We start from the raw sequence: 25,723 nt of genomic DNA, 5'->3' as shown, positions 1-25,723 counted from the left end.
CCCCGTGTGCGTGACCGGGGCGGCATGCGGTGTGGTGGCCGGGGCGGGACCTTCCCCGTCTCGCCGTGGCCGTGGTTGACGCTAGCCGAACCCTTGCAGAATGTCGAACACCTGTTCTACGGTCGGTGTCTGGTCGGGCCCGCCAACGCATCCCCATGACGGGCCCGACCACTAGCCGATCGGCAAGCTGGGAACCCTTCGCGAAGGGTTCCCCGAACCCTTCGACCACCACAATATGTAGTGGTGCCGAACCCTTCGCGAACACTACGAGAAGGGTTCCCCGAATCCTTCGAATGGACTCACCCATTTAAGGGATCCCCGAACCCTAGGGGGAGGGGGAAGGGGAAGTGGTTCTCTTACGTTCCTGAGGTGGTTGAGTTTGTGGGTCGCGCACGCGTGAGCGCCCGCGCGCGTACACGCGCACGCGAGACCCCGCCCCGACCACCGACGACCCGCTTGACGACCCACGCCCGGCCCGGCTACCTTCGCCGCCATGACCCGACCGCAGCCCACCCCCGCCGACGCCCACCGCGTCGCCGCCCCGGCTGCCGTTGATCAGCCCACCGGAACCTGACCGGCCCGAGAGCAACCCCGCCGTGGCGAGCAGCTGCGGCCCTACGGCCCCGCCACCGCGCGGGGCCGTTTCACGTCTCGGCCAGCGCGCTTCCAAGATTTTTCGATCTAGGTCTTGCGCGAACGCAACTGCGAACGCTAATTTTTGTAGGATCCCACGGGACGAGAGTGGTTGAGGTTCATCCTCCCCTCGTGACCCGGCCCCGACACCAAGAAAGCCCCGGCGACGGCTGCAACCGTCCCGGGGCTCGGTCAACCCCACACCACGAGGTCGACATGCGACAGCGTACCCACGTCACCTGCACGGTCGTACAGCGCAACAATCGCTTCTGCGATGACCCCAGCGCCGACGACGTCCCGTTCCCGATCTGCGCCCACCACGCGAAGCAGCTCTACCGGCACATCCGCGAAGCGATGGCGCCCCTCGCGAGCGATCCGCTCTACGCACTCTGGCACAACGTCGAGCGCATCCAGGCCGACCGCGAACGCCAGAGGGTCGCCGACAGTGCCAAGACCTTCGTGGTCTACTACGTGCAGCTCGGTGAGCACCTGAAAATCGGCTACACCGGAAGCCTGCGGAAGCGCATGAGGGCCTACCCGCTCAACCGCCGTCTGCTTGCGTACGAAGCCGGCGGCCAGGAACTTGAGTTGAAGCGGCACCAGCAGTTCCGCGAGTACCTGTCGCTCGGCCAGGAGTACTTCGCGCCCGGCCCGAAGCTGATCGAGCACGTGAACGAACTCCGCGCGAAGGCTGGCGCACCCGCGATCCAAGCCTTCACCGCCTGACACCTCGGAGGCGAGCACCGGTGGCCAACCAGCTCCCGAAGCTCCCCACCACCCTCAACCTGTCGATCGGTGTCCACGCCCACATCGCCGGACCCAAGCTGCACGAAGACCACACCTGTGACTACGTCACCTGCCTCCTCTGCGGCAAACCCGGCAAGGTGCTGCTCGGCGTGTGGCTCGACCTCGTCCTCGACTGACCCGGAGGTCCACGATGGACAACCTCGAGTCGGAGTGCGCGACCTGCGCTCCGAACCTCTACCACCAGCCGCTCGCCGTCCCCGCCTGAGACCACGAAGGGCAGGCCCCCATGCCCGACTCCACACCAACCTCGCTCGCCGAACTCGAACTCGCCCGTCGCGCGCCCCTCGAAGCGGAGATCAACAGCCGAGCTGAGCAGCACGCCGAAGCCTGGACCTCCGCGCTCGCAGCCGTCACCCGCCCAACCCCGCAGCCCACCTGATCCGTGCCGGTCCACACCTGCACCCGGCCCGGCTGCCCCCTCAAGTCCGCAGACCAAGACCACCGCGGACCCTGCGAACGCCACGCACGCGCCGACCAACGCCACCGCACACGCACCACCCCGACGAAACGAACGAGGGACTGGGGCGAGATCAACCGCCGACGCGCCGCCGTCAAAGCCCACGTCGCAAAGCACGGCTGGAACTGCCCCGGCTACCGCGTCCCCGCCCACCCCAGCACCGACCTCACCGCCGACCACCCCGTCGAGATCGCAGCCGGTGGCGACCCACACGCCAAGCACGACGTCCTCTGCCGCGCCTGCAACAGCCGCAAAGCACAGGCCGCCACCAACCCGCACCGCGCACCACGACCACGCTGACCCGACGCCCCCATCGGAGAACGCATGTACTGGTCCCTCGCCCGCGTCACCCTTGCCGCTGTCCTCGCCATCACCAGCCTGGTCGTCCTAGCCACACCGCCAGCCCCACCCGAGCGCTTCGCCAGCTGGCTCGTCAGCCTCGGCGGCACCCTCACCGCCACGCTCGCGCTCCTCGCCTTCGACGCCTGGCGCACACGACGAGGTCGCACCGACTGAAGCTGAGCGGGCCTGAGCGCCACGTACACCCCGCGCCCGGCCAACCGCACCAGCCGACCCACGCCGGGCAGCAGGCGGCACAGCCACCCACCCAGCACAGGGCAGCACGGCAGGACACAGGCAGCACCACAGCCCGAGCACACCAGTCGATCAACAGAAGACGATCACAAGATGATCAACGAAGATCGACATCACTTGATCAAACACCCCCAGGGGATGCCCCCTCCCCCCAGGTCAACGCGCTCTCCGCCCCGGGCAAGGGTGGATCTCGCGTGGACAGGTTTCCGACAGCGCCGTAACCGGAGGTGATCAAGATGGCCGACCACAGCCCTCGCAGCGCGTCGATGCTGCTGTCCGGTGCTCTCGCTCACCTCGACGTGATCCAGCCCGAAGCGCTCCGTGGCCCGGTGCGGGACATCCTCCGCGCTGGCATCGAACTTTGCGTCGGGTCGCGGTCGCTGCTCGGCAAGCCGATCCGGCCGGCGCTGGACTTGGCGCAGGCCGTGATGGACACGGCCGAGGGCGAAAAGCGCAGGGACGACGAGGGGCAGGGCTGATGCGGCCCGCGCCGATCCCCGAGGATGCGATCTGGCCTGGCGCCAAGCGCATCGTGCTGTCCGCGCCGAACGGCGACCTGACCAACGAGAAGATCGCACCGGTCGAGATGCTCGCCGACGTCCCGGCTTCGATCGGCGGCGTCCGGTACTCGGCGCGGTGCATGCTCGAGCCGGGCGACCTGGAGAAGCTCGTCGACGGCGGCCACGTGTGGGTGTCGTTCTACGGTGGCGTCCCGCCGTTCTGCGTGGACGTGACCGACAAGGACGGCCGCTGATGGGCGAGCGCGGACCGGCCAAGACGCCGACGAACATCGCCGTGCTGCACGGACACCGCAAGGACCGGATCAACCAGAACGAGCCGAAGCCAGGCGCGCTGGCGGTCGAGCCGCCGGACTGGCTCGGCGAGCAGGCCGTCGAGGTCTGGCACACCCTGGCCGCCGACCTGAAAGCCAAGGGCGTGCTCACGGGCTGGGACGTCGAAGCGTTCGCCTCGTGGTGCGACGCCGTCGTGCGCCGCCGCCACGCATCGAAGCGCCTGCAGGTCGAAGGCGAAGTCATCGAGCTCCCGGTGTTCAACAAGAACGGCGAGGAGACCGGGCACCGGTACGCGAAGAACCCGTGGACGCTCGTGCTGAACGAAGCGGACGCGCAGATGCAGAAGTACGCCGCCCGGTTCGGCCTCACCCCGAGCGACCGGGCATCGCTGTCCATCGGGGGAGGCGCCGCCAGTGCAGACGACGACCTCCTCACCGGCTAGCTACGACCTCGAGGCCCGCTGGCGCCCCGACGACGACGCGGGCCCGGTGTGCGGCTACACCTTCCGCGGCAACGCCTGCCCGAAGTCCGGCGCGCACTACTGCGAGCCCCGCGCCGACCGCGTCGTCACGTTCTTCGCCCGCATGCTCGTCCACGTCAAGGGCCCGCTCGTCCGGACACCGTTCCTGCTGCTGGACTGGCAAGAATTCGAGATCATCCGGCCGCTGTTCGGCGAAGTCCAGTGGTCGAGCGAGTGGGGCACCTACGCGCGCCGCTACCGCATCGCCTACATCGTCGTCGCGCGGAAAAACGGCAAGTCCGAGATCGCCGCGGCGATCCAGCTGTACATGCTCGTCGGCGACGACGAAGAGTCCGCCGAGGTGTACTGCCTGGCGCCTGAGACGCGGGCGCTCCGCGCTGACCTGACGTGGGGTCCGATCGGCGACCTACAGCCCGGCGACGAGCTCGTCGGGTTCGACGAGAACGTCCCGGACGGTCAGCACCGGCGGAGCCTGCAGCCGGCCACGGTCACGTCCGTCGACCGGGTCATGCAGCCGTGCTACCGCGTGACCCTGACGGACGGCCGCACGGTCGTCGCGTCAGCGAACCACCGCTGGCTGGCGAAGAACTGCGCCGGCAGCAACACCGTGCGCTGGCTGACCACCGACTCGATGGCACCCGGGTCACTGATCCGCGACCTCGGACCGGCCTGGGAGAACGACGAGACCTACGGCGGCGGCTACCTCTCCGGCGTGTTCGACGGCGAGGCCAGCTTCCACCGCGGCGAGCGGTCCGGGTACCGGATCTCGTTCGCGCAACTGCCCGGCAAGGTCATGGACCGGACGCGGCAGCTGATGGAAGAGCGCGGCTACCCGATCTCGAAGAACCGGCACCAGGGCTCCGGCGTGGCGAACTTCTCGCTCACCGGCCTGAGCGAGTGCTTCCGATTCCTCGGCAGCGTCCGGCCGGTCCGGCTGCTCGCGAACGCGCGCAGCTGGTGGGCTGGCAAGGCGATGCGAACCGGGTGGGCTGAAGTCGCGAGCGTCGAGTTCCTCGGCGAGCGCGAAGTCGTCGCGCTGGGGACGTCGACCAAGACGCTGTTCGCCGAAGGGCTGGCTAGCCACAACTGCGCGGCGAAGGACACCAAGCAGGCCGGGAAGGTGTTCGAGCCCGCGTTGCGGATGACGCAGCTGTCGCCCGCGTTGTCGAAGCGTCTGGTGCACAACAAGAACGCCCGGCGGCTGATCGACGAGAAGTCCGGGTCGCACTACGAGATCCTCACCGCGGACGCCGAGGGCGAGCTGGGGCACAACCCGCACGCGTTCAACCTGGACGAGGTGCTGTCGCAGCCGGACGGGTCGATGTGGGAGGCCATGACGACCGCGGCCGGCGCGCGGCTGCAGGAGCTGCTGTACGCGACGACCACCGAGACCGACGACGACAGCAGCTTCGGCGCGGACCTGATCGACGAGGCGGAGAAGACGCAGGAGGACCCGGCGCGGGCGCCGCACGTGTTCGCGTTCGTGCGGAAGCTCCCGCACTCGCAGGACGAGCTCGACCGGCTCCGCGAGCGGTTCCCCGGGCACCCGCACTTGCCGGTGTCGCTGGATCCGTTCGACGAGGCGAACTGGAAGTGGCCGAACCCGGCGCTCGACCAGTTCAAGTCCCGCGACGCGATGCGCCGGCAGGCCCTGGACGCGCGGAACGACCCGGCGAAGGAGAACGGGTTCCGGCAGTTCCAGACTAATCAGCGGGTGCAGCAGAAGTTCCGGTGGATGCCGATGCACCTCTACCGCGCGTCCGGTGGGGACGCGAACGACATCTGGCTGCGCCCGGACTACCACCGCGACCGGCTGCGCGGCCGGCCGGCGTGGGCGGGGTTCGACCTCGCGGCTCGCAGCGACTTGACGGCGTGGTGCACGCTGATCCCCGAGGACCGGTGGATCCACGCGCTGTGGCGGTTCTGGCTTCCCGAGGCGGCGCTGCGGGAGCTGGACAAGAAGAACGACGACAAGTTCTCGAAGTGGGTCAAGCAGGGCTGGATCGTCGCCACGCCGGGCCCGGTCGTCGACTACGAGCAGATCTACACCGACGTCGCGCGCGACGCGGAGGACTTCGATCTGCTGGCCGCGGACTGCGACGTGTGGTCGTCGGCGCCGGTGATCCAGCGGATCGAGAACGACACCGGGCTGTGGGAGATCGAGGCCTACAAGAACGACTTCTCCAGCATGACGCTGGGGATGAACGAGCTCATGGCGCTGGTCAAGACCGGCCGGTTCCTGCACCACGGCAACCCGGTCGCCGAGTTCTGCTTCGACAGTGTTGAGGTCCGGAAAGCGCCGTACAACCCGGACCTGATCCGACCGGACAAGCCGGAGCGCGGCAAGGTCGGGAAACGGATCGACGGGGTGCCGGCCGCAGCGATGGCGTGCAACGCGATGCTCCGCGAACCCTACGAAGACACCGGTCCAGCCGAACGTCCGAAGATCGTGATTTCGAGCCGGGGGAGGTCCGCGTGAAGCTGTCCGACCTCACACCGGACGAGTGGTACGGCCGGCTGTCGAACCGGATCTCCGAACAGCGCAAGTACGCGCTGCAGTGGTGGCAGTACATGGACCTCGAGCAGGCCCTCGTGTACGTCGCCCGGATCATCGCCGAGCAGGACGGCCGGTTCCCGCCGCTGCTGCTCCCGTGGTCCGAGCTGGTGATCCAGTCCGTTGTGGAGCGGCAGAAGTTCGAGTCGTTCCTCCTTGCGGAGAAACCCGTCAACGAGCTGGACAAGTCGTGGCAGGACAACAACCTCGACGAGCTCTCCGACGAAGCGCACACCGCGATGCAGGTCGGCGGCGTGCACTTCCTCATGGTCGGCCCGGAAGGCCCGGGCGGCAGCCCGCTGGTCACGACCGAGTACGCCGACCAGGTCGCCGTCGAGCTCGACCCGCGGACCCGGCAGCCGATCGCCGGGCTGAAGCTCTGGCAGGAAGACAGCGGGCTCGGCCGCACCGAGCCGCGCGCGGCCCTGTTCCTCAAGCACGTCCCCACCGCCGCGGGTGAGAGCGGCCCGTGCCGGGTGTTCGAACTCGACAGCCAGTGGAAGATGCGCGAGACCGCCCCGCTCGGCGACTGGTCCCGCGTCATCGGCGACGACCCATCGCTGCCGTCGGTGCCGCTGGTCCCGATGCTCGCGAACCCCCGCCGCGGCGTTGGCCGCTCGGATCTGGTGCAGCTGAAGCCGGCGTTGGACGGCGCGAACCAGATCGCGACGAACATGCTCGCCGCGGTGGAGCACCACGCTGTCGGTCGGAAGTGGGTCGTCGGCGCGACCGAGAAGGACTTCGTCGACGAGCACGGCAACCAGGTCCCGCTGTGGAAGGTCGCGATGGGCGACGTGTGGGGCATCCCGCACGCCCGCGCCGAGAGGAACGGGCAGCAGGCCCCGGAGGTCAAGGTCGGGCAGTTCGCTGCGAGCGACCTGCGGAACTTCCACGAGTCGCACAAGCTGCTGGCGCAGGTCGCCGCGTCCGCCTACGGGCTCCCGCCGGCGTACATGGGCTACGCAAGCGACAACCCGCCCTCGGCAGAGTCGATCCTGTACGCGCTCGAGCGGCTCGTGCTGCGCACGGAGAAGCGGAACCTGTGGGCCGGTGGCTCGTGGAAGCAGGCCGGTCGGATCCAGTACGCCATCCTCGAGAAGGATCCGTCGTCGATCTCGGCGATGGAGGCGAAGTGGGCGAACCCGGCGACGCCGACGCTGGCGTCGAAGATGGACGCCGCGGTGAAGGGCGTCCAGGCCGGGATCATCGACAACGAGCAGGCATGGATCGATCTCGGGTACAGCGAGCAGACCAAGAACGGCTTGCGCGAGCGGATGGGCACGAACCGCACTGCGTTCGCCGCCGCTGCTGCCGATCTCCGCAACCTCGACGTCAGCGGCGGCGCCGGCGTCAACCCGAACCCGGCTCCGCCGGCGGTGAACGGTGCTCCCGTCCCGGCTCTCTGACCTCGCCGCCCGCTACGGCAAGGCCACCGACGCCACCACCCGCGCCGCGCTCACCGAACTCACGGACGCAACCCGCGGCAAAGTCTCTCCGGAGGCGTGGCGCGACGCGATCGCACTCATCGCGCCGCGAATGCTCGAGCTGCAAACCCAGATCGCCGGGCTCGCCGGCGACTACGTCAGCAAGTCACTGCAAGCGCAGAACAGCGCGCCCGCCCGCGACGCGCTCGAGCTGAACCCGGACGGGTTCGCGGACCTGACCGACGGCGGCGGGTCGTGGCTCCGGAACCTGATCTTCGCTCCGAACTCGGTGCGGGACGCGAACCGCAGCCTTGGTGTCGTCGAGGCGCAGCGGCGCGCGCAGTTGGTCGCGATGTCGATCGTCCTCGACGGTGTCCGCGACGTGGCCCGGACAGCGACCGCCGCGGCGATGTGGTCGCAGGGCGCCCTGCACTACGTGCGGGTCCTCAACGGAGTGTCCTGCGCGCGGTGCGCGGTGCTGGCCGGCCGGAAGTACCGGGTGTCGGCGTTCCAGCGGCACCCGCGGTGCGACTGCCGGATGGTGCCCGCCGCGCGGGAACCATCCGAGTCGTGGACCGTCGACCCGAAGCACTACTTCCACTCGCTGTCCACGCAGGACCAGGACAAGGTGTTCACCGCCGCCGGCGCGCAGGCGATCCGGGACGGCGCGGACATCGGCCAGATCGTGAACGCCCGCGAGGGTGTGCAGACCGGGATGCTGTACGGCCGCGAAGTGCAGATCACCACGACGGGGACGACGCGGCGCGCGTTGTTCGGCGGCTACGAGGTGCTTGAGGACGGGTCGCTTCGGAAGCGGGTGCGGAGCGAGTTCCGCCGGAAGGTCGTCGCGGGCAACCGCGGCACTCGGTATTGGCGGCCCACCGCTCCTCGGCTGATGCCGGACGAAATCTACCGCCTGGCCGATGAGTTCGACTGGGACCGGGCTGAGGTGCTGCGACAACTCCGCCGGTTCGCCTACCTGATCTGACCACTCAGATTTCCCCGACGCCGCGACGGCGCGGGGCTGCTTCACCCGCACAGGCACGCGACGTGCCCGCGCGGCCTTTCCCCGGCTCGACCGCGCGACGCGGCGAGACGCCCACCCGATGGAGGACCGCGCGATGCGGAACACCACCCTGCCCGAACTGCCCACCCACCCGCTGATCCGAGACCCGCGCACGGGCGAACCGCTGCGCGCCGTCGGGATCGTCGGCGGCCGCCCCGTGTGGCCGATCATGGGCGCATCCGGACCGATCCCCGGCGGCGGACAGCCCCCGGCGGCACCTCCCGCGCCGCCGGCAGCCACGCCACCCGCACCGAACGGCCAGCCGGCCGGCCAGGGCGCGACGCCCGAACCGCCCGACGAGCCGCTCGGCGAAGCCGGACAGCGCGCACTCGCGGCCGAACGGCAGTTCCGCGCCGAAGCCGAGGCACGAGCTAAGGCAGCCGAAGAAGAACGAGACGCACTGAAGGCCGCAACCCAGACCGACCAGGAGAAGGCCGTCGAAGCCGCACGCGCCGAAGGGCGCGCCGAAGGCAACCAGCGACTCATCCGCGCCGTGGTCGAGGCCAAGGCCGCGGCAGCCGGTTTCCACGACCCCGCCGACGCTGCCGTGCAGCTCCACAACCGGCTCGCCGAGGTCAAGGTCACGAAGGACGGCGACGTCGACCAGACGAAGGTCACCGAACTCGTCGCCGAGCTCGCCCAGGCCAAGGCGTATCTCGTGAAGACCGCGGGCGCGACGCCCCCGGTCCCACTCCCCGGGCAGGGAAACCACCAGCCGGCACCGAAGTCGGGCGCCGCCGCCGGCAAGGCCGAAGCGGAACGCCGCTTCGGCAAGCCCAAGACATCCTGAAAGCGAGTCCATCATGACCTCGATCGAGGTGCAGACGACCAGCTACCAGGTCGAGAAGCGGTCCTGGCTGCTCAGCCAGCACGGCACCGACCCCGGCACCACCCCGAGCATCACGCTCGACATCTCCGCCTTCACCGCGGGCGTGCACTACCCGAACGGCTACATCCCGTCCGGCACCGCGCTCGCGAAGCAGAGCAACGGCCTGTACGGCCCGTACACCGTGTCCAACGAGGTCCAGACCCTCACCGAGGGCGGCTCCGGGCTGACCAGCTTCACCGTCACCTGGAACGGCCAGACCACCGCCAGCCTCGCCGCGGCGGCCACCGCCGCGCAGGTGCAGGCCGCGCTCGAGGCGCTGTCGAACATCGGCGCCGGCAACGTCGTCGTCACCGGCAACGCTGGCGGTCCCTACACCGTGACCTTCCAGGGCGCGCTGGCCGGCACCGACGTCGCCGCGATGACGACGACCCCGACCGGTGGCACCGGCACCGTCACCGTCGCGACCGCCACCGCGGGCGGCACCGAAACCGGCGGGCTCGACGTCGCCGCGGGGCTGCTGTTCAGCTCGGTGAAGGTCCCCAACCTGGCGGACACCACGAAGGACGTCGGCGCGGCGATGCTCGTCCACGGCTTCGTGAAGCTGTCCAAGCTGCCGTTCGGCCTCAACGCCAACGGGCAGGCCGACCTCAAGCTCATCCACTTCGTGGCCTGACCGGCAAGGAGCCTGAACCATGATCGTCTTCGATGGGCCGGTCACGCCCGACGCCCTCACCACCTTCGTCCGCGAGGTCCCCACCCCCGCCGACCAGGTCCTCAACCAGCTGCTCCCCGACCGGCTGTTCAACAAGAACAGCATCGACTTCGCGGAGCTCACCCGCACCAACCGCACCGCGCGGTTCCGCGCCTACGACGGCCGGCTCCACGTGTCCGAGCGGGACACCGAGCTCACCAAGACCGTGAAGCTGCCGCCGCTGTCGACGTCGCTGTCCACCGGCGAGCTCGAGCGCCTGAACCTCGAGTTCGCGCGGACCGGCGGCACGAACAACGCGGCGCTGATCGACGCGATCTACGACGACGCCACCAACCTCACCCGTGAGGTGCAGGCCCGCATGGAGCAGGCCCGCGGCGACGTCCTCACCGACGGCAAGTTCACGCTCGCCGGTGAGGGGGGCCTGTTCCTCGAGGCGGACTTCGGGGTGCCGGCGAACCACTTCGTCGCGCCCGGCGTGCTCTGGTCGAACACCGCCTCGGCGACGATCATCGCGAACCTGAGCGCGTGGATCGACATCTACGTCGCGACGAACGGTTTCGCGCCCGGCGGGATGGCGATCTCGCGGCGGATCCTGAACTACATGCTGCAGAACGCCGAGCTGCGGACCCTCGCGGCCAGCATCGTCGGCACGCCGGGGCTCATCACCCGGCCCGGGCTGGACGCAGCGCTCGGCGCGTACGGGCTGCCGCCGATCCAGATGGTCTACGACACCGTCGTCGACGTCGACGGCACCTCGACCCGCGTCATCCCCGACGACCGGGTCATCTTCGTCCCGCCGAACGTCACCGACCTCGGCTACACCGCCTGGGGCGTCACCGCCACCTCGCTCGAGCTGGTCAACTCCAACCAGGCCGACCTGTCCTTCTCGCAGGCGCCCGGCATCGTCGGCGTCGTCGAGAAGTCGGGCCCGCCGTACCGGGAGTTCACCTACGTCGACGCGGTCGGCATGCCGGTGCTGGCCAACCCGAAGCTCCTGATGATCGCCGACGTGGCGTAGAAGGGGTGGCGAGCATGGCGAGGCTGAACACCTTCGTGCACGTCGTCGCGACCGCCGACGACGGCGCGCAGCAGTCGGGCACGTTCGGGCCGGCCGACGAGGTGCCCGCTTGGGCGGCCGCGGCGATCACCAACCCGGACGTGTGGGACGGCGAACCGCCGGCCGTCGATCTGGAGCCGGCGAAGCCCGGCGGCGGGGAGCTCGTCGAGCCGCCGCGGGCCGGGAAGGGCAGCGGCGCCGAGGCGTGGCGCGAGTACGCCGGGAAACTCGGCTGGTTCGAGGCGATCGCGCCGGAAGCCACCCGCGACGACATCGTCAAGGCGGTCGACGACGAGCGCGAGCGCCGCGCCGCCGAAGCCGCGCAGCAGAACGACGGGGAGTGATGCCGGGTGGCCACGTACTACGCCAGGGCTGAGGACGTGGCCACCCGCCTCACCGTTACGTTCACCGACTCGGAGAAGGCGCGAGCGGATCAGGTGATCCGCCACGTCTCGGCGATCATGCGGAAGCGGCTCGCCGACGTCGGCGCGGACCTCGACGCCGGCCTCGCGGCGGGCACGATCGAGCGGGACCTCGCTGAGGCGGTGTCCGTTGACGTCGTCACGCAGACCGTGGAAGTCAAGCGCGGCGTGAAGTCCGAGGCGCACCCCGAGTACACGATCGTTTTCCAGGACGCCACGACCGCGGGCCTCGACCTCACCGCTGACCAGATCGGACTGCTGACGCCGACCGGGCCGAGCGCCGACGAAGTCCGCGGCAAGGCGTTCTCCGTCCACCCCGGATAGAGGAACTGAGCATGGCCGACGAGACGACGCAGACCGAAACCGAGACCGAGCAGGCCGGCGAGAACCCGGCGACCGCGCACCAGCCGGCCGAAACCGTGACCCGGGTGTACGACGCAGACGGGCGTGAGCACTTCGCGTCGCCGACGTCCAAGTTCGTCGTCGACGGTCTGGCCGACGGCACGCTCACCACCGAACCGCCCGCGAGGACCGACGAGTCCGGCGGCGAGCAGCGCACCGAGGAGGTGCCCAGTGGCGCCGAAACTGGATCAGCAAGTCACGATCACGAACCCGGGACCGGCGACGGGACCGCCGAATCCGGTGACGGGCCAGCCGACGCCGGGACCGCCGGTGGACGTCGTCGAGCCGGCCAGGCTTAGCCAGAAACCCGTCGTCGACGTCTCCGCCGCCACCGAGTTCCGCGGGCAGCAGTCCACCGTCCTGTCGAACTGGACGATCCTCGTCGGCCCCAGCTCGGTGCTGACATCCGAATCGGTCGTGACCGACGAGCTCGGGCAGCGGTTCGAGATCGTCGGCGCCGTAGCGCGGCGGCCGCAGCACAGACCCGAGTTCCTCGCCGCCGCCGCGCGGCTCATCTCCGACATGCAGAGCTAGGAGCGCCACGATGGCAGCGACCCTGATCACCCCCGCCTACCTCGACCACAAGACCGCCGTCGTCAAGCCCACGCCGGTCGCGTGCGACACCGTCAACGGCAACCGGATCCCGAACAGCGGGCACCTCACGCTGGAGATGATCGCGTCGGCCGGCGGCACGGTGACGGTCACGTTCCCGAAGAAGGTCGACGGACAGACGGTCACGCCGCTGACCTACACCTTCACCGGCGCGCAGACCCGCCTCGCCGGCGGCTGGCCGGTCAACACCTACGGTTCCGAAGTGCTCGTGACCGGATCGGTGAACACGATCACGCTCGTCGCGACCGACGCGGGCTGACCCATGGCCGGGGTCCGCGTCACGATCTACCGCGAGGAGCTCCTTGCAGAGGCGCGGAGGCTATCGACCGATCGCCGTGTCGAGATCGCGCACGAAGCGGCCGGAGACGCCGTCGCGGACGCCCCGGTCCTGTCCGGCGACTACCGCGACGGGATCCACGTCGAGACCGACGGCGACCGGGTGTCCATCGTGGACGACGACCCGGACGCCATCTACAAGGAGTACGGCACGAGCGACACTCCGGCGCACATGACGCTCACCGAGGCCGCGTCGCGGTACGGGAAGTACACCGGCTGGCAGGCGCGCGGCCGATGACCACCGCCTATGCCATCCCGGACCTGCACATCCCGATCCGCGAGCAGTTGCTCGCCGACGCCGAGTTCGCGGCGCTCGTCGGCGGCCGGGTCGGCACCCGGGCGCCGGACAACGTCCTCGCTCCGTACGCGGTGATCCGCTGCTCGGCGAACCCTCTGTCGTCGTCGAGCCGCTCGGTCGGGTGGCGCGGCGGCGTGCAGCTGCACGGCTGCGCGGCACGCGACGTCGGTGACCTCTCGCCGGAGCAGGTGGCGTGGAAGATTTGCGCGGCCGGGGCGCGGGTCCTCGACCGGTCCGGGCAGCAGACCTGGACCGAGACGGAACCCGGCGGCCGGTCGCTGACCTACACGCCACGGGTCACCGCGGGGCCGCTGCCGATGGACCCGAACACGAGCCGCGGCCCGGACGCCGTCGTGTACTGGGCGCTGATCACAGCCACGATGCCGATCCACCTCCGATAGACCCCGGTCCGCCGTTTCGGCGGGGGCGCCCTGGCGGCGGACCGGCCCTACCCTCCGACGCCCCCATCTCAGCGGCGCCCCACCGCACCCGATTCCCCGCGCGCTGCGGGACTACCAGGAGGACTCATGTCCAGCTACGCGAACAGCGATCTGGCGCGCGTGTGGGAAGACGGCGACGCCTTCCGCGCGCCCACCGGGACCGCGGTCCCCGGCGACATCTTCGCCAGCTCCCTGCCCGGCTGGGAAGCGTTCGGCGGCATCCGCGCGGGCTTCACCGTCTCCAAGGACCAGACCGTCGACGAGCTCGACATCTGGAACAACAAGTCCGGCGCCGCCTACAAGCGCAAGAAGCAGCCCGTCAAGCCGACCATCGCGTTCGAGCCGGTCGACATGTCCAAGGCCACCGCGCTGACGATCCTCCGCGGCGGCTCGGTCGTCGCCGGGAACGGCGGCTACGAGCTCATCGAGGGCGACGACGAGGACTTCGCCCTGATCGTCCGCGTGTACGACGGCGACGAAGCGAAGGCTTACTACGTCGAGAAGGGCGAGCTCGGCGCGATCCCCGAGGACAAGATGGACGGTGAGGACATCTCGGGGTTCCCGCTGGAGATCGCGCCGCTCGCGCCGCCGTCGGGCGGCAAGGCCATCCGCCAGTGGCAGAAGAACACCAACCCGCTCGCCTGAACAGGAGTAGCAGCATGACGCAGGGCGCCCCCCGAACCAGCCGCACCGCCGCGAAGAAGGCCACCGAGCCGACCGCGCGCGACAACCACGTCATCCAGACCACAACGGACGGTCCCGAGCTCGACCTCGACGCCTTGCTCGGCAGCCACGGGCTGCTCGGCGAACGACGCCTGAAGGTCGCCGGCAAGTCGTTCCGCCTCACCAAGGCCGCAACCGGCGAGCAGGTCGCCGCGTACCACGAGCTCGTGTCGGAAGGATCGCTCGGCGAATCGATCGCGACGTTCCTCGTCGACCCGACCGAGCGCGCCGAGTTCGTCGAGGCGTTCCAGAAGCAGCGCCAGCCGCTCAGCGGGCAAGCCGAGCAGGTGTACTTCCAGCAGATCCTCCGCTACGTGTTCACCGGTTCGGTCGACGGTGACGCGGGGGAATCCTCGGCGTCCTGATCGGGGTCCTCGGACCCTGGTGGGACGCCGTCCTCACCGACTTCCGCCAATTCTTCCACCTCGACCTCCGCACCGCGTGGCACACGATGGCCGCCGTCGACCTCGTCGCGCACGTCCACCGCCTCACCCGCATCCGCGACGCCGCGCTCTACGACCTCCTCTCCGGCGGTCTCTCCCACTGGGGCCCGCACGAGGAAAACACCGCGCTGCTCCTTGAGCACCAGGCATACGCGCTCGAACTCACGTGGTCGGACCGGATCACCGACCCCGACGACCCGAAGCTGAAGCGCGAGCGCGCACAAGCCAAGAAGGCCGGCATCAAGCCGCCGCCGCACCCGCTGATCCCGCCGGTCGCGCACCGCCCCGACTCGCTCGCCGAGCAGCGTCTCCGCGAGTACCTCGACGCCATCGAGCGTCACCGGGCCGGACCGCCACCCGAAGTGAAGTACCTGTCCAGCGCGGACTTCGACCGCGAGATGGGCCTGACCGCCGAGCCCGTCTGACCCTGCAGCCCCGGGAGGTGACCAGCCATGCCCGGAGGACGCATTGAGATCGACGTGGAGCCGAACCTCAAGGGCTTCGACGGCAAGGTCGCCAGCAAGCTCCGCGGCCTGCAGGGCCCTCTCGGTTCCACCGCCAAGGGCATCGGTCTCGCCGTCGCCGGCGGCATCGGCCTGGCCGCGGTCGGGTTCAAGCAGGTCATCGACATCGGCATCGAGTACCAGTCGAGCCTGAACGACCTGCAGGCCGTGTCGCACGCGACCGGCGACCAGATGGCCCGCGTCGGGGCCACCGCCAAGGCCCTCGGCTCGGACATGTCGCTGCCGGCGACCTCCGCGGCCGACGCGGCCGCGGCGATGACCGAACTCGCCAAGGGCGGCCTCAGCGTCGATCAGGCGATGACCGCGGCGAAGGGCACGCTGCAGCTGGCCGCGGCCGCGCAGATCGACGCCGCGCAGGCCGCGGAGATCCAGTCGCAGGCCCTCAACGCGTTCGGGCTCTCGGCGGACAACGCCGGCCACGTCTCCGACGTCCTCGCCAACGCCGCCAACGCGGCCAGCGGCGAGATCACCGACTTCGCGCAGGCCATGGGCCAGGTCGGCGCGGTCGCGCACCAGTTCGGCCTGTCCATCGACGAAACCACCACCGCTCTCGGCCTGTTCGCGAACGCCGGGATCAAGGGATCCGACGCTGGGACGCTGATCAAGTCGGCGCTGCTCGCCCTGGCGAACCCGTCCAAGCCGGCCGCGAAAGCCATCGAACAGCTCGGCCTGAAGACCTACGACGCGACCGGCAAGTTCGTCGGCCTCAAGAGCATTTTCGAGCAGCTGCACGACGCGTCCGGCCGCATGACCGACGCGCAGTACCAGCAGGCCACCGCCACCGTGTTCGGGTCGGACGCGGTCCGGCTCGCCGGTGTCGCGGCCGGGACCACCGGCGAGCAGTGGGACGCGATGGCCACCGCCATCGGCCACGCCGGCGGCGCCTCCGAAGTCGCGGCCGCGAAGACCAAGGGCCTCGGCGGCGCGATCGAGGGCTTCAAGTCCCAAGTCGAGACCGTCGAAATCGACGCGTTCGAGAAGATCGGCCCGGCGCTCGAGGCCGGTGTCCGCGGCGCGGCGGACGCCGTCTCGAAATACGGACCGCAGGTCGTCGACGGCCTCGAGCACGTCATCGACTTCGCCGGCCAGGTCGGCCCCGGGATCGCGAAGAAGGTCGCCGCCGGCGCGACCGAGGTCGCGCAGGCCGGGCAGCGGCTCATCGCGCCGTTCGAGCAGGGCGCGAAGCAGGCACTCGACCGCGGCATCGGGATCGTCACGACCGCGGTCGGCGGGTTCATCGACGTCGGCCGCAAGGCCGTCGACGTCGCGCAGCCGATCGCGAAGGGCATCGCCGACATCGCCAAGGGCGCGACCACAGCGTCCGGTCCGCTCGGCGCCGTCCGGCTCGCGCTCGAGCTGACCTACGACGCCGCCTCCGGCGTGCTGACGATCCTGCGACCGTTCGCCGCGGGGATCGGCGAGGTGCTGCACCTGTTCGGGGAGCTCCCCGGCCCGGTGCAGGCGGCCGCGTTCGCTCTGCTGGCGCTGAAGGTCGGACCCGGGATCCTGAACGGGCTGAAGGGCGCGCTGTCCGGTGTCCGCGGCGAAGCCGAGGGCGCGTCGACGAAGCTCGGCCTGGTCGGCAAGACCGTCGGTGTCATCGCCGCGCCGGCTCGCGCGACCATCGGCGCGGTCGGTGGCGCCGTGGGCGTGCTGCGGCAGTTCAACGACGAGGCCCGGGTCCAGCGTGAGATCGGCGCGGCGGCCGGCCAGTCGATCGGGCGGATGGGCAGCGCGGCAGCGGCGTTCAACACCTCGGCGATCCCGGCGGTCGCGGCGGCGCGCGGGTTCGTTGAGCAGACCCGCGCGATCAAGGAAGGCGCAGCCGGCGCGGGTCAGCCGATCAACACGCTCAGCGCTGCGGTCGGCACGCTGGTCGAGCGGTCCTCCGCGCTGTCGCAGGCACGCGACCGGTTCACCGAGGTCTCCTCGAGCACGGAGCGGTTCGGAAAGATCGCCGGCGCAGCGGCTGCGGGGGGTTCGTTGTTGAAGTCCGCGGCAGGCGGACTCGTGGGTGCGTTTGGTGGGCCGTGGGGGATCGCGATCGCCGCGGCTGGCGTGGGACTCTCGATGCTGGCACAGCGCAACGAGGAGGCGGCGCAGAAGGCCGCGGCGCACAAGCAGGCTGTCGATGACCTCCTCGGTGCCTATCGCAAATCTGGCGGTGTCATCGATCAGAGCATCATTAGCACGAACAACAAGGCGCTGGCTGACCTGAACGTGGCTGCCAACGCAAAGGCTGCTGGATCGTCGTTCGCTCTGTATTCGGCTGCTGCAAACGGGAACGCTACCGCACTTGGTGAGGTCACGAAGTCTTCCGACGCGGCTCTTGCTTCTATCGGCAAAGAATCTGGGCTGAGGTCGGACCAGATCAAAGGACTTCAAGATGTCAACCACGAATTGCTCAAGAATGGTGGAGCGTACGAGGACGTCGCTGACAAGGTAGCTGACCTTTCGAAGAAGACGAATGGGTATGCGAAAGACGGCGCTACGTACACTCATGCGTTCACAGCGGATCAGGACAACCTGGTCAATGCGATCTTGAATGGAACTGGCGCTCTAGGTAAGCAGATCGCGCAGAATCGGGAAGCTCAGCAATTGTACGAGCTTCTCGCGCAGGCGGAGTCGAACCTGTCTGCTGAGACGATCAAGATGTACGAGGCGCAGAACAAGGCTGCCGACAGTGCACGTGCAGCGGCGACCGCTGGTCTTGCATACAAGGACGCGCTCGCGCAGTTGAAAACTGCCCAGGAGCAGACCAGTCAGGCTCTCAAGGACAACGGCGAGAACTCGGAGCAGTACCAAGCGGCGCTGCGCGGCGAGGAGCACGCCATCCTCGCAGTGCTGGATGCGAAGAAGGCTGAGGCAATTGCGAACTCCAAGGCCAGTAGTGACATCCTGAAGTTGCATGACGGTACGGTCGCGCAGAACGCCGAGGCCGTGAAGCTCGCTGCGACGTACAAGGGTGCCATCCCGGATGCACTTCGCACGGCGATTGCGAACATCGGAGTTGCCGACTCAGCCGCTGCTGGGCTGACCATCTCGGTAAACGAGGCAGGGCAAGCGGTCTACGCGCTTCCGGATGGCCGAACCATCGTGATATCCGGCGATGTGAAGCAGGCCAAGGAAGCGATCGACAGCGTCGAGCCGTACGCGGCAGGAAAAAAGGGCACTGTTCCGATCAGTGCGAACGCCGACGAAGCCACAGGAAAGATCAACCAAACCCTTCAGTATGCCGACGGCAGCACCGGCATCGTCACGATCGACGGCAAGAAGGATCCCGCGGACGGCAAGGTCTACGCGGTCGTCACGCTCGCCAACGGCACCACGACCTACATGCGGATCGACGCGATCAACCAAGGCGCCAAGGACAAGACCATCGAGGTCGTCCGCTACGCCGACGGCAGCGTCGGCTACATCCAGGTCCGAGCGAACACCGCTGCGGCAGAGGCGGCGATCAACCAGGTATCCCGGGATCGGACTGGAACGATCACGATGATCGTCCGAACCGACGGCAGCGTTCGTGTCGGCGGCGGCAACAACATCATGAACGCCACCGGCAACGTCCTTGAGCCCTACGCCGCCGGCGGGATCAAGCCGATGCGCGCGGGCATCGCGCAGATCGTCCCGCCGCGGACGCTGCGGGTCATCGGCGACCGGATGGTCGACGACGAGGCGTACATCCCGATCAACCAGAAGTCCCGTTCGATCAGCCTGCTGACGGAAACGGCGCGGCGCATGGGGTTCGACCTGATGCGCCGGTACGCCACCGGCGGGATCGCGCAACAGGGCTCGGTCTCCGTCTCCAGTGCAGGGCTAATCGGGCCCCTGCAGATCACCGGGTCCTTGGACATCGGCGGAGTTCTGGTGCCGCTCGTCGACGCCCGCATCTCCGCAGCAGACCACGCAGACGGCGACGCGCTCTACCGCGGCCGCAGGAACTAGGAGGGCACGTGGTTTTCTCGTTTCGCGAGACGAACAACTACTTCTCGACGCAGCTGAGCATCGCCGCGTCCGTCACGGACACGACCATGCGTGCGCCCGGGTTCACCGCGCTCGGCACTGGCTACGGCGAGAAGTATGTCCCGCTCGTGCTCCACGACGACGCGGCCGGCGTCTTCGAGATCGTGTGGGTCAGCGCGCACACCACCGCCTCCGACACCGTGACCGTGGCCCGCGGCAAGGAAGGCAGCAGCGCCCGGCCGTGGCCCTCCGGGACGCGGGTCGAGTGCGCACCGACCGCCTACGACATGATCATGATGGCGACGTCCGGTGCGCTCCCGTCGGACGCGCAGTTCGGCCAGCGCGCCTACCGGACCGACAAGCTCGACGTCGTCATGAAGACGTTCAACGGCTGGGTACCCGCCGCCGGTGTCGCCCTCGCCGGCAACGTCGGACCGAACATGCACAGCGCAACCCCGCCCGACGGCGCCACCATCCTGGCGCAGATGCAGTACGTCCCCGCGTTCACCACGAACGGCAACGGCGACAAGACCGTCAACTTCAAGCAGCCGTTCCCCACGAACTGCCTCGGCGTGATGATCACCTCGGTGGACTTCGCTCACGTCGGCCCCTTCGTGGTGTCGGCCGTGAACGCGTCGTCGGTGACGTTCACGACCTACAACGGCAACAGCACCCGTACCACGCAAACCAACGTCAGCTGCGTCCTGTTCGCGCTGGGCTGGTGACCTCGTGGCCTTCGGGACCGGGCCGTACGCGCGCACCGGCTACGCCGGCGCCGGAGCCGGCGCGCCACCGCCGTCCGGGCAGCAGACGCTCCCGCCGCCGATTCCCGGCGGCACCGCCACGTGGGTGTACGAGCAGAACAGCACCTACGCGTTCGCGCTGCGCGGGTTCGCGGCCCGCCAGTCCACCGGCATCTACCCCGGTGGCGGCATCAGCATCCGGCCCATCGCCGACCGCGGGATCATGGAGATCACCGCGTGGTGGCCCGACGCCACCGTCCTCAGCCTCATCCGAGTCGACGCCGACGGCACCCAGACTCCCGTCCGCAGTGGGGCACCACTCACCGCACTCGGACCGACCCGCCGCAACCTCTGCCAGAACCCGTCCTTCGAAGCCGGGCTGAACGGCACCGTCCCGGACCTCGGATCGCCGACGCTGACCCGCCCCAACGACGGAACCGCACCGCGCGGCACCTACTACCTGAAGGCGACCGTCGCCGCGGCTGGATCCTGCGGCGTCGTCATCCCCAACGCCGTCGGCGCCGGCCAAGACCTGACCGTCGCATTCGACCTGCGCCTCTCCGCCGCCGCGACATCGCTGACGGTCCAGGCATCGTTCACCGACCTGGACGGCAACACCCTCACCCTCGCATCCACCGCACTCACCACCGACCAGATCAACAACAGCGTCGCGCAGTTCGCCCGGCAAGTGCTGCGCATCGCCACCCCCGCCGCCGGCGTCGCGGCGACCATCAAGGTCATCGCCGGTGGCATGCCCGCCGGCGGCGCGATGAGCCTCGACGGCATCACCATCGAACGCGGAACGAGCAGCGACGGCAGCTACTTCGACGGAGGGACCTACGGCGCGACCTGGCTCGGCACTGCCGACCTGTCCGCGTCGGCGCTGGCGCCGCTGTTGGTCATTGAGGACGGCGAATGCCCGACCGACGTCCCCGTGCAGTACCAGCTTGTAAACGGCGGACTCGCGGGCGGGCGCATGACCTCGGCCTACGCGACGCTGCCGTCGAACGAGATCGTGTGGCTGACCCACCCGGACGCGCCGGACGAGCCGCTCGAGGTGTTCGTCGAGAAGCGGCCGCTGCGGGGTAAGGCCGCGAACGTCGCGGTGTTCCAGGCGATCAACGACCCGATGTTCCTCACCATCGGGTCGCGGCGCCGGTCCGCGTGGAAGTCCACCGAGAGCATCGCGCTGTGGACGTTCGGGTCGGAGGCCACCGAGCGGCTGGTGGCCATCCTCGACGACAACCGGCCGGTGCTGCTGCGCGCGCCGGCGTCGCTGAACTACGGGCCGCCGCTGTGGCTGTCCCTGCTCGACTTCGAAGAAGACCCGGACGGGTCGTCGCCGTGGCAGCAGATGCTGAAGATCTCGGCGCCGTGGGTTCAGGTCGCCGCGCCGGCACTGTGAGGGGAGCCGCCCTGTGTGGAACATCAGCGACCCGGCGCGGCGCGTCTCGGCCAAGAGCCACAACGTCGACGTCCGCGCGGTCGTGGACAGCCCGACCGCCGGCACCCGGTACTTGCCGATCCTCGGCGGGTCGGTCGAGGTTGACGCGACGAGCCAGGTCCGACGGACGGCGACGATCGTCACGGATCCGTCGCTGTGGCCGACGTCGCCGGCGGATCTGCTGACGCCGTTCGGGTCGACATGCCGGATCGACTGCGGGATCATCATCCCCGGCCAGGACGAGCCGGAGTGGATCCCGCAGGGGCTGTTCTCACTGGACCGCAACAAGCGGTCACGGTCGGCGGATGCGACGTCGGCCGCGGAACTGTCTCTCGTGGACTTGTCGCAGCGGGTGGCGGAGGCGCGGTTCGAGGCGCCGACGCAGACGCTGTCGGGCGCGACGAACGTCTCGGAGATCACCCGGCTGATCCGTGAAGTCCTCGGCTTGACGTGGCCGGTCGTCGACCTCACCGGCTCGACCGCGGTGTGCCCGGTGATGGAGATGCAACGGGAACGCTGGCAGGACGGCATCGAGAAGCTCGCCGACGCGATCGCCGCGGAGGTGTTCTTCGACCAGCTCGGCCAGGCGGTGATCCGGCCGCAGCCGACACTGAACGACGCGCCGGTCTGGTACGCGCGCACCGGGCAGGACGGGAACATCCTGTCCACCGACGAGGAGTGGACGCGCCAGAACGTCTACAACGTGTGGGTCGTCTCCGGTGTCCGCGCGGACGGAACACCGCCGGTGTCGGCGACCGTGGCCGACACGGATCCGCTGTCGCCGACGTACGTCGGTGGCGCGTTCGGCCGGAAACCGCGGTTCTACTCGACGCCGCTGGCCACCACGACCGGGCAGTGCACGACCATCGGGCAGACGATGCTCGCGCGGTACCAGGGCCTCGGATGCTCGGTCGACTTCTCGCTGTTCCCGAACCGCGCGCTCGACGCCGGCGACGTCATCGACCTCGACGACGAAGACCTCGGGCGGGCGCAGCACATCATCGACAAGGTGTCGATCCCGCTGTTGCCCGATGGTGGGCAGCCGCTGCAGACCCGGTCGACGCTGATGATCCCGTCCGAGTCGTAGGGAGGCGACATGCGGCTCCTCGACGCGCTGACCTTGAAGCTCGAGCAGATGCTGGCCGACCGGCAGAAGATCGGCACGGTCACCGCGATCGTCGGATCGAAGGTGACGGTGGCGTTCGACGGCGGGTCGGTGACGTTGGCGAAGAACGCGGCGTACACGGCGACGGTCAACGACACGGTCGTGATCAACATGATGACGAAGAACAGCTGGTTCGTGCTGTGCAAACTCGGATGAACGACGTCGTGCGGATGCCGCGTTGGCTGTTAGCCGCGCACCTGATCGTCGTCGGGTTGGGGTATGTGTTCGGACCGGCAACCGGCGGCGGGTTCGTGTTCATCCGCGAGCTTGGCCTGCCGATCCCGTTGTGGGGCGCCGTGTTCACTGCCGCCGGGTTGCTGCTGCTTTTTCGGCGTCGCACGATCGGACACGCGGTGGCGGCGTTCGCCTGCACGTTCTGGGGCATCGGCTTGGTGGTCCCGATCCTGATCGGGGAGGCGACCAGCGGCGGCGGCTGGGCGCACACGCTGATCCTCGCCGCACCAGCGCATGTGATCGCCCTGTGGCAGCGGTCGAAGTCCCGGCTGGACGCCGGCAGCAGTACGTCGAGGTGATGCCGAGTCCAAGGGGGTCACGTGCTGCTCGCTGCCGATGCCGCTTCGGCGGCCGGGCCTCCCTGGCTGGCCATCGTCGTCGCCGCGCTCGCCTCGATCGGTGTCATCGCGACAGCGTTCGGTCCGGCGATCGCAGAGAAGGTCAAGCGCGGGAAGCCGAAGGACGAAGCGAAGGCAGCGGCGAGCACCGAGCCGGCCGCGCTGCCGACACCGACGGTGGTGCAACGCACCGACCAGGCGCTCGACTTGGTTGGGGCAGCGATGACGGATGCGCACCGTGAGCGCGATGAGGCACAGGCCAGGGCGGAGCGCCTGTCCAAGGCGAACACGAAGCTTGAGCGTGAGAACGCCGCGCTGCGCACGTTGATCTATCGGCTCGATCCGACGTGGAACGGGGACAGCAGTGGACGATCAGCGGGCTGACGGCGCGGTGGAGACGGCGCGCCAGGGGGTGCATGCGCTGGCTGAGCGGGCGCCGAAGGAAGCCCGCGAAGAAGCGAACCGTGAAGCCAACCGCGTGGTACGTAGGTGGTTCCCGCGGTTCGTGCTCGCTGCTGCCGTGGTCACGCTGATCGTCATGCTCGGCGGCGGCTACGCGATCGTCGACTTGTACTTCCGGTCGGCCGCGACCAACTCTGCGGTCACGACGCTGCAGCAGGCGAAGGACGCGAAGGTCGGCGGGGACAAGGCGAACGGTGAGCTCGCGCAGCGCGGCCAGCCGCAGGTGTCGATCCCGACGCCGGGGACGGCGCCGGACACGGACGTGATCGTGGCGTCCGCGGCTGCGCGGGTACTGGCGTCGTTGCCGGACACGACTCCGTCGTCGACGGCGCTGGGGCAGGCGGTCGCGCGGTACGTCGCAGCGAACCCGATCGCGCCGGCGCAGCCGACGCCGGGCCAGATCTCGTCGGCGCTGGCCGGGTACTTCACCACGAACCCGCCGCCGGCCGGGCCGCCGGGGGCGTCCGGGGCGCCGGGCCAGAACGGGCAGCCCGGCGCGAACGGCCAGCCCGGCGCGGAAGGCACGCCGGGCCGCGGGCCGACCGCCGAGGAGATCGAGGCTGCGGTCGGCGCGTACTTCCGTGACCACCCGGAGGCGCTGTGCCCGAACGGCGGGTCGATCGCGCAGCTGCGGGTGCAGCTCGCGGATGGCGGCTCCGCCGACACCTGGACCTGCGTCGTGACGACCTACCCGGCGCCGACCACCACCACCACGCCCGTGCTTCCCATCCCGACCACGTAGGAGGATCCATGGCCAACCCGGCCGGAGTGCTGCGAGGCGTCGACGTCTCGCACCACCAGGACGACATCGACGTCGGGCGCCTGCCCGTCGACTTCGTCATCGCCCGCACCGTCCAGGCCGCCGGCGGGAAGTACGCCACCACCCGCGACCGCGCCTACGCCACGCACAAGGCCAACGCCGCCCGCGACGGCAAGCTGTTCTCCAGCTACTGCTACCTCGGCAACGGCATCTCCGCCGCAGCGAACGCTGCCCTGCACGCCGACATCGAACCCGACCGGTCGGTGCCGGTCATGCTCGACTGGGAGCAGGGCTCCGGCAACGGCGCGTTCCTCCGCGCCTGCGAGAACGAGTTCGCCAAGGCGGGGTTCTTCGTGTGGGGCAAGTACGCGCCCCGCTGGTACTGGCAGTCCCAGGGCAGCCCGGACCTGTCCGGCGCCGCGCCGCTGGTCTCCAGCCGCTACGCCGACACCGCGCCCGGCGACTGGGAGTCCGAGTACCGCGGCACCCCGGACTCGTACTGGGCGCCCTACGGCGGCAACGTCGTGCGGATGCTGCAGTTCAGCTCGGTCGGCCGGCTGCAGCCGTACCCGAACCGCGACCTGGACCTCGACGCGTTCCAGGGCACGCGCGCGCAGCTCGCGGCGTGGTGGAACCCGAAGCTTCCCAACCCGCAGCCCGCCCCGGGCGAGCTCGACCACGAAGGAGAACTCATGGAGCGCATCACCGTCACCCCGCCGAACGCCGATCAGAACGCGAAGCGCGTCTGGCTGTCCGGCTCCCCGAACGCCGCCGTCATCGTCCGGCCGCGCATCAACCGCGACGGCGTGGCGAAGCCGATGTGGGTTGGCGACATCTTCGCCTGGGGCAACGACCACCAGGGCGTCGGCCACAACCCGAAGACCGTCCCGGGCTACGTCGACAAGCTCACCAGCCACCGCCGGTACGAACTCCCGGGCGCCGTCTGGGCGGACATCAACTACTCGGCGGCCCAGCCGTTCGAGATCGACATCGTCGGCTGAACTAC

The 25,723-nt window shown here is 69.5% G+C and carries 31 protein-coding genes; all 31 read left to right on the top strand.

What is annotated here, in order from left to right:
• Nucleotides 1–849 precede the first annotated feature (849 nt).
• The 31 genes from AB0B33_RS25800 (at nucleotide 850) to AB0B33_RS25650 (ending at nucleotide 25,718) form a co-directional block, all read left to right on the top strand.
• Nucleotides 850–1,359 carry a GIY-YIG nuclease family protein gene (locus AB0B33_RS25800; protein ID WP_360776399.1) on the top strand — a complete coding sequence of 170 codons (510 nt, stop codon included), beginning with the start codon at nucleotides 850–852 and terminating at the stop codon, nucleotides 1,357–1,359.
• Between the two features lie 20 nt (nucleotides 1,360–1,379).
• Nucleotides 1,380–1,556 carry a hypothetical protein gene (locus AB0B33_RS25795; RefSeq protein WP_360776397.1) on the top strand — a complete coding sequence of 59 codons (177 nt, stop codon included), beginning with the start codon at nucleotides 1,380–1,382 and terminating at the stop codon, nucleotides 1,554–1,556.
• Between the two features lie 665 nt (nucleotides 1,557–2,221).
• Nucleotides 2,222–2,413, top strand: a complete 192-nt coding sequence (locus tag AB0B33_RS25790) for a hypothetical protein (RefSeq protein ID WP_360776395.1) — start codon at nucleotides 2,222–2,224, stop codon at nucleotides 2,411–2,413.
• A 314-nt stretch (nucleotides 2,414–2,727) separates the two neighbouring features.
• Complete coding sequence (locus tag AB0B33_RS25785) at nucleotides 2,728–2,970, top strand: hypothetical protein (RefSeq protein WP_360776393.1); 243 nt, start codon at nucleotides 2,728–2,730, stop codon at nucleotides 2,968–2,970.
• Complete coding sequence (locus AB0B33_RS25780; protein WP_360776391.1) at nucleotides 2,970–3,245, top strand: hypothetical protein; 276 nt, start codon at nucleotides 2,970–2,972, stop codon at nucleotides 3,243–3,245. The genes AB0B33_RS25785 and AB0B33_RS25780 overlap by 1 nt, the downstream gene beginning before the upstream one ends.
• Complete coding sequence (locus AB0B33_RS25775; RefSeq protein WP_360776389.1) at nucleotides 3,245–3,727, top strand: phage terminase small subunit P27 family; 483 nt, start codon at nucleotides 3,245–3,247, stop codon at nucleotides 3,725–3,727. The genes AB0B33_RS25780 and AB0B33_RS25775 overlap by 1 nt, the downstream gene beginning before the upstream one ends.
• Nucleotides 3,699–6,245, top strand: a complete 2,547-nt coding sequence (locus AB0B33_RS25770) for a terminase TerL endonuclease subunit (protein WP_360776388.1) — start codon at nucleotides 3,699–3,701, stop codon at nucleotides 6,243–6,245. The genes AB0B33_RS25775 and AB0B33_RS25770 overlap by 29 nt, the downstream gene beginning before the upstream one ends.
• Complete coding sequence (locus tag AB0B33_RS25765) at nucleotides 6,242–7,726, top strand: hypothetical protein (RefSeq protein WP_360776386.1); 1,485 nt, start codon at nucleotides 6,242–6,244, stop codon at nucleotides 7,724–7,726. Before AB0B33_RS25770 ends, AB0B33_RS25765 begins: the two co-directional genes overlap by 4 nt.
• Complete coding sequence (locus AB0B33_RS25760; protein ID WP_360776384.1) at nucleotides 7,704–8,732, top strand: hypothetical protein; 1,029 nt, start codon at nucleotides 7,704–7,706, stop codon at nucleotides 8,730–8,732. Before AB0B33_RS25765 ends, AB0B33_RS25760 begins: the two co-directional genes overlap by 23 nt.
• Before the next feature lie 133 nt (nucleotides 8,733–8,865).
• On the top strand, nucleotides 8,866–9,600 hold the full coding sequence (locus tag AB0B33_RS25755) for a hypothetical protein (protein WP_360776382.1): 735 nt from the start codon (nucleotides 8,866–8,868) through the stop codon (nucleotides 9,598–9,600).
• Nucleotides 9,601–9,613: 13 nt separating this feature from the next.
• Nucleotides 9,614–10,312, top strand: a complete 699-nt coding sequence (locus AB0B33_RS25750; RefSeq protein ID WP_360776380.1) for a hypothetical protein — start codon at nucleotides 9,614–9,616, stop codon at nucleotides 10,310–10,312.
• Nucleotides 10,313–10,331: 19 nt separating this feature from the next.
• Nucleotides 10,332–11,369, top strand: a complete 1,038-nt coding sequence (locus AB0B33_RS25745) for a major capsid protein (RefSeq protein WP_360776378.1) — start codon at nucleotides 10,332–10,334, stop codon at nucleotides 11,367–11,369.
• Nucleotides 11,370–11,383: 14 nt separating this feature from the next.
• Complete coding sequence (locus AB0B33_RS25740) at nucleotides 11,384–11,752, top strand: hypothetical protein (protein ID WP_360776376.1); 369 nt, start codon at nucleotides 11,384–11,386, stop codon at nucleotides 11,750–11,752.
• A 6-nt stretch (nucleotides 11,753–11,758) separates the two neighbouring features.
• The gene (locus tag AB0B33_RS25735; protein WP_360776374.1) at nucleotides 11,759–12,154 is read left to right on the top strand and encodes a Gp19/Gp15/Gp42 family protein; all 396 of its coding nucleotides are present in this window, start codon (nucleotides 11,759–11,761) and stop codon (nucleotides 12,152–12,154) included.
• 11 nt (nucleotides 12,155–12,165) lie between these two features.
• On the top strand, nucleotides 12,166–12,531 hold the full coding sequence (locus AB0B33_RS25730; protein ID WP_360776372.1) for a hypothetical protein: 366 nt from the start codon (nucleotides 12,166–12,168) through the stop codon (nucleotides 12,529–12,531).
• Entirely contained in the window at nucleotides 12,503–12,766 is a 264-nt protein-coding gene (locus AB0B33_RS25725) for a hypothetical protein (protein ID WP_360776370.1), read from the top strand. The genes AB0B33_RS25730 and AB0B33_RS25725 overlap by 29 nt, the downstream gene beginning before the upstream one ends.
• Before the next feature lie 10 nt (nucleotides 12,767–12,776).
• The gene (locus tag AB0B33_RS25720) at nucleotides 12,777–13,103 is read left to right on the top strand and encodes a hypothetical protein (RefSeq protein WP_360776368.1); all 327 of its coding nucleotides are present in this window, start codon (nucleotides 12,777–12,779) and stop codon (nucleotides 13,101–13,103) included.
• Nucleotides 13,104–13,106: 3 nt separating this feature from the next.
• A complete protein-coding gene (locus AB0B33_RS25715) occupies nucleotides 13,107–13,418 on the top strand; it encodes an HK97 gp10 family phage protein (protein WP_360776366.1) in 312 nt (103 codons plus the stop codon).
• Nucleotides 13,415–13,879: a hypothetical protein gene (locus tag AB0B33_RS25710; RefSeq protein ID WP_360776364.1), complete on the top strand. Its 465-nt coding sequence runs from the start codon at nucleotides 13,415–13,417 to the stop codon at nucleotides 13,877–13,879. The genes AB0B33_RS25715 and AB0B33_RS25710 overlap by 4 nt, the downstream gene beginning before the upstream one ends.
• A gap of 126 nt (nucleotides 13,880–14,005) precedes the next feature.
• Nucleotides 14,006–14,563, top strand: coding sequence for a hypothetical protein (locus AB0B33_RS25705; RefSeq protein WP_360776362.1), 558 nt, complete (start codon nucleotides 14,006–14,008; stop codon nucleotides 14,561–14,563).
• A gap of 14 nt (nucleotides 14,564–14,577) precedes the next feature.
• Nucleotides 14,578–15,006 (top strand): hypothetical protein, encoded by a 429-nt coding sequence (locus AB0B33_RS25700; RefSeq protein ID WP_360776360.1) that lies wholly within the window; start codon nucleotides 14,578–14,580, stop codon nucleotides 15,004–15,006.
• An 86-nt stretch (nucleotides 15,007–15,092) separates the two neighbouring features.
• Nucleotides 15,093–15,509, top strand: coding sequence for a hypothetical protein (locus tag AB0B33_RS25695; RefSeq protein ID WP_360776358.1), 417 nt, complete (start codon nucleotides 15,093–15,095; stop codon nucleotides 15,507–15,509).
• A 27-nt stretch (nucleotides 15,510–15,536) separates the two neighbouring features.
• The gene (locus AB0B33_RS25690) at nucleotides 15,537–19,553 is read left to right on the top strand and encodes a phage tail tape measure protein (RefSeq protein WP_360776356.1); all 4,017 of its coding nucleotides are present in this window, start codon (nucleotides 15,537–15,539) and stop codon (nucleotides 19,551–19,553) included.
• Between the two features lie 8 nt (nucleotides 19,554–19,561).
• Nucleotides 19,562–20,296 (top strand): hypothetical protein, encoded by a 735-nt coding sequence (locus AB0B33_RS25685; protein WP_360776354.1) that lies wholly within the window; start codon nucleotides 19,562–19,564, stop codon nucleotides 20,294–20,296.
• Nucleotides 20,297–20,300: 4 nt separating this feature from the next.
• Nucleotides 20,301–21,719, top strand: a complete 1,419-nt coding sequence (locus AB0B33_RS25680) for a hypothetical protein (RefSeq protein ID WP_360776352.1) — start codon at nucleotides 20,301–20,303, stop codon at nucleotides 21,717–21,719.
• 13 nt (nucleotides 21,720–21,732) lie between these two features.
• Nucleotides 21,733–22,845 carry a DUF5047 domain-containing protein gene (locus AB0B33_RS25675; protein ID WP_360776350.1) on the top strand — a complete coding sequence of 371 codons (1,113 nt, stop codon included), beginning with the start codon at nucleotides 21,733–21,735 and terminating at the stop codon, nucleotides 22,843–22,845.
• A 9-nt stretch (nucleotides 22,846–22,854) separates the two neighbouring features.
• On the top strand, nucleotides 22,855–23,079 hold the full coding sequence (locus tag AB0B33_RS25670) for a hypothetical protein (protein WP_360776348.1): 225 nt from the start codon (nucleotides 22,855–22,857) through the stop codon (nucleotides 23,077–23,079).
• Complete coding sequence (locus AB0B33_RS25665) at nucleotides 23,076–23,456, top strand: hypothetical protein (RefSeq protein WP_360776346.1); 381 nt, start codon at nucleotides 23,076–23,078, stop codon at nucleotides 23,454–23,456. Before AB0B33_RS25670 ends, AB0B33_RS25665 begins: the two co-directional genes overlap by 4 nt.
• A 21-nt stretch (nucleotides 23,457–23,477) precedes the next feature.
• Nucleotides 23,478–23,879 carry a hypothetical protein gene (locus tag AB0B33_RS25660; protein WP_360776344.1) on the top strand — a complete coding sequence of 134 codons (402 nt, stop codon included), beginning with the start codon at nucleotides 23,478–23,480 and terminating at the stop codon, nucleotides 23,877–23,879.
• Nucleotides 23,860–24,699 (top strand): hypothetical protein, encoded by an 840-nt coding sequence (locus AB0B33_RS25655; protein WP_360776342.1) that lies wholly within the window; start codon nucleotides 23,860–23,862, stop codon nucleotides 24,697–24,699. Before AB0B33_RS25660 ends, AB0B33_RS25655 begins: the two co-directional genes overlap by 20 nt.
• An 8-nt stretch (nucleotides 24,700–24,707) precedes the next feature.
• The gene (locus AB0B33_RS25650) at nucleotides 24,708–25,718 is read left to right on the top strand and encodes a hypothetical protein (RefSeq protein WP_360776341.1); all 1,011 of its coding nucleotides are present in this window, start codon (nucleotides 24,708–24,710) and stop codon (nucleotides 25,716–25,718) included.
• Nucleotides 25,719–25,723: the final 5 nt, after the last annotated feature.

The organism is Amycolatopsis sp. NPDC049159, assembly GCF_040648295.1.
Classification (GTDB): domain Bacteria; phylum Actinomycetota; class Actinomycetes; order Mycobacteriales; family Pseudonocardiaceae; genus Amycolatopsis; species Amycolatopsis pretoriensis_A.
Note: the sequence above shows the minus strand (reverse complement) of the source record. Positions and strands in the feature narration are given on the sequence as shown.

Bases quoted from the DNA above. Each gene is read 5' to 3' on its own strand.
- AB0B33_RS25695 (WP_360776358.1), top strand. From the start codon at position 15,093: ATGGCCGCCGTCGACCTCGTCGCGCACGTCCACCGCCTCACCCGCATC.
- AB0B33_RS25700 (WP_360776360.1), top strand. From the start codon at position 14,578: ATGACGCAGGGCGCCCCCCGAACCAGCCGCACCGCCGCGAAGAAGGCC.
- AB0B33_RS25705 (WP_360776362.1), top strand. From the start codon at position 14,006: ATGTCCAGCTACGCGAACAGCGATCTGGCGCGCGTGTGGGAAGACGGC.
- AB0B33_RS25650 (WP_360776341.1), top strand. From the start codon at position 24,708: ATGGCCAACCCGGCCGGAGTGCTGCGAGGCGTCGACGTCTCGCACCAC.
- AB0B33_RS25785 (WP_360776393.1), top strand. From the start codon at position 2,728: ATGGCCGACCACAGCCCTCGCAGCGCGTCGATGCTGCTGTCCGGTGCT.
- AB0B33_RS25750 (WP_360776380.1), top strand. From the start codon at position 9,614: ATGACCTCGATCGAGGTGCAGACGACCAGCTACCAGGTCGAGAAGCGG.
- AB0B33_RS25775 (WP_360776389.1), top strand. From the start codon at position 3,245: ATGGGCGAGCGCGGACCGGCCAAGACGCCGACGAACATCGCCGTGCTG.
- AB0B33_RS25715 (WP_360776366.1), top strand. From the start codon at position 13,107: ATGGCCGGGGTCCGCGTCACGATCTACCGCGAGGAGCTCCTTGCAGAG.
- AB0B33_RS25800 (WP_360776399.1), top strand. From the start codon at position 850: ATGCGACAGCGTACCCACGTCACCTGCACGGTCGTACAGCGCAACAAT.
- AB0B33_RS25755 (WP_360776382.1), top strand. From the start codon at position 8,866: ATGCGGAACACCACCCTGCCCGAACTGCCCACCCACCCGCTGATCCGA.
- AB0B33_RS25730 (WP_360776372.1), top strand. From the start codon at position 12,166: ATGGCCGACGAGACGACGCAGACCGAAACCGAGACCGAGCAGGCCGGC.
- AB0B33_RS25670 (WP_360776348.1), top strand. From the start codon at position 22,855: ATGCGGCTCCTCGACGCGCTGACCTTGAAGCTCGAGCAGATGCTGGCC.
- AB0B33_RS25710 (WP_360776364.1), top strand. From the start codon at position 13,415: ATGACCACCGCCTATGCCATCCCGGACCTGCACATCCCGATCCGCGAG.
- AB0B33_RS25780 (WP_360776391.1), top strand. From the start codon at position 2,970: ATGCGGCCCGCGCCGATCCCCGAGGATGCGATCTGGCCTGGCGCCAAG.
- AB0B33_RS25790 (WP_360776395.1), top strand. From the start codon at position 2,222: ATGTACTGGTCCCTCGCCCGCGTCACCCTTGCCGCTGTCCTCGCCATC.
- AB0B33_RS25740 (WP_360776376.1), top strand. From the start codon at position 11,384: ATGGCGAGGCTGAACACCTTCGTGCACGTCGTCGCGACCGCCGACGAC.
- AB0B33_RS25745 (WP_360776378.1), top strand. From the start codon at position 10,332: ATGATCGTCTTCGATGGGCCGGTCACGCCCGACGCCCTCACCACCTTC.
- AB0B33_RS25665 (WP_360776346.1), top strand. From the start codon at position 23,076: ATGAACGACGTCGTGCGGATGCCGCGTTGGCTGTTAGCCGCGCACCTG.
- AB0B33_RS25690 (WP_360776356.1), top strand. From the start codon at position 15,537: ATGCCCGGAGGACGCATTGAGATCGACGTGGAGCCGAACCTCAAGGGC.
- AB0B33_RS25720 (WP_360776368.1), top strand. From the start codon at position 12,777: ATGGCAGCGACCCTGATCACCCCCGCCTACCTCGACCACAAGACCGCC.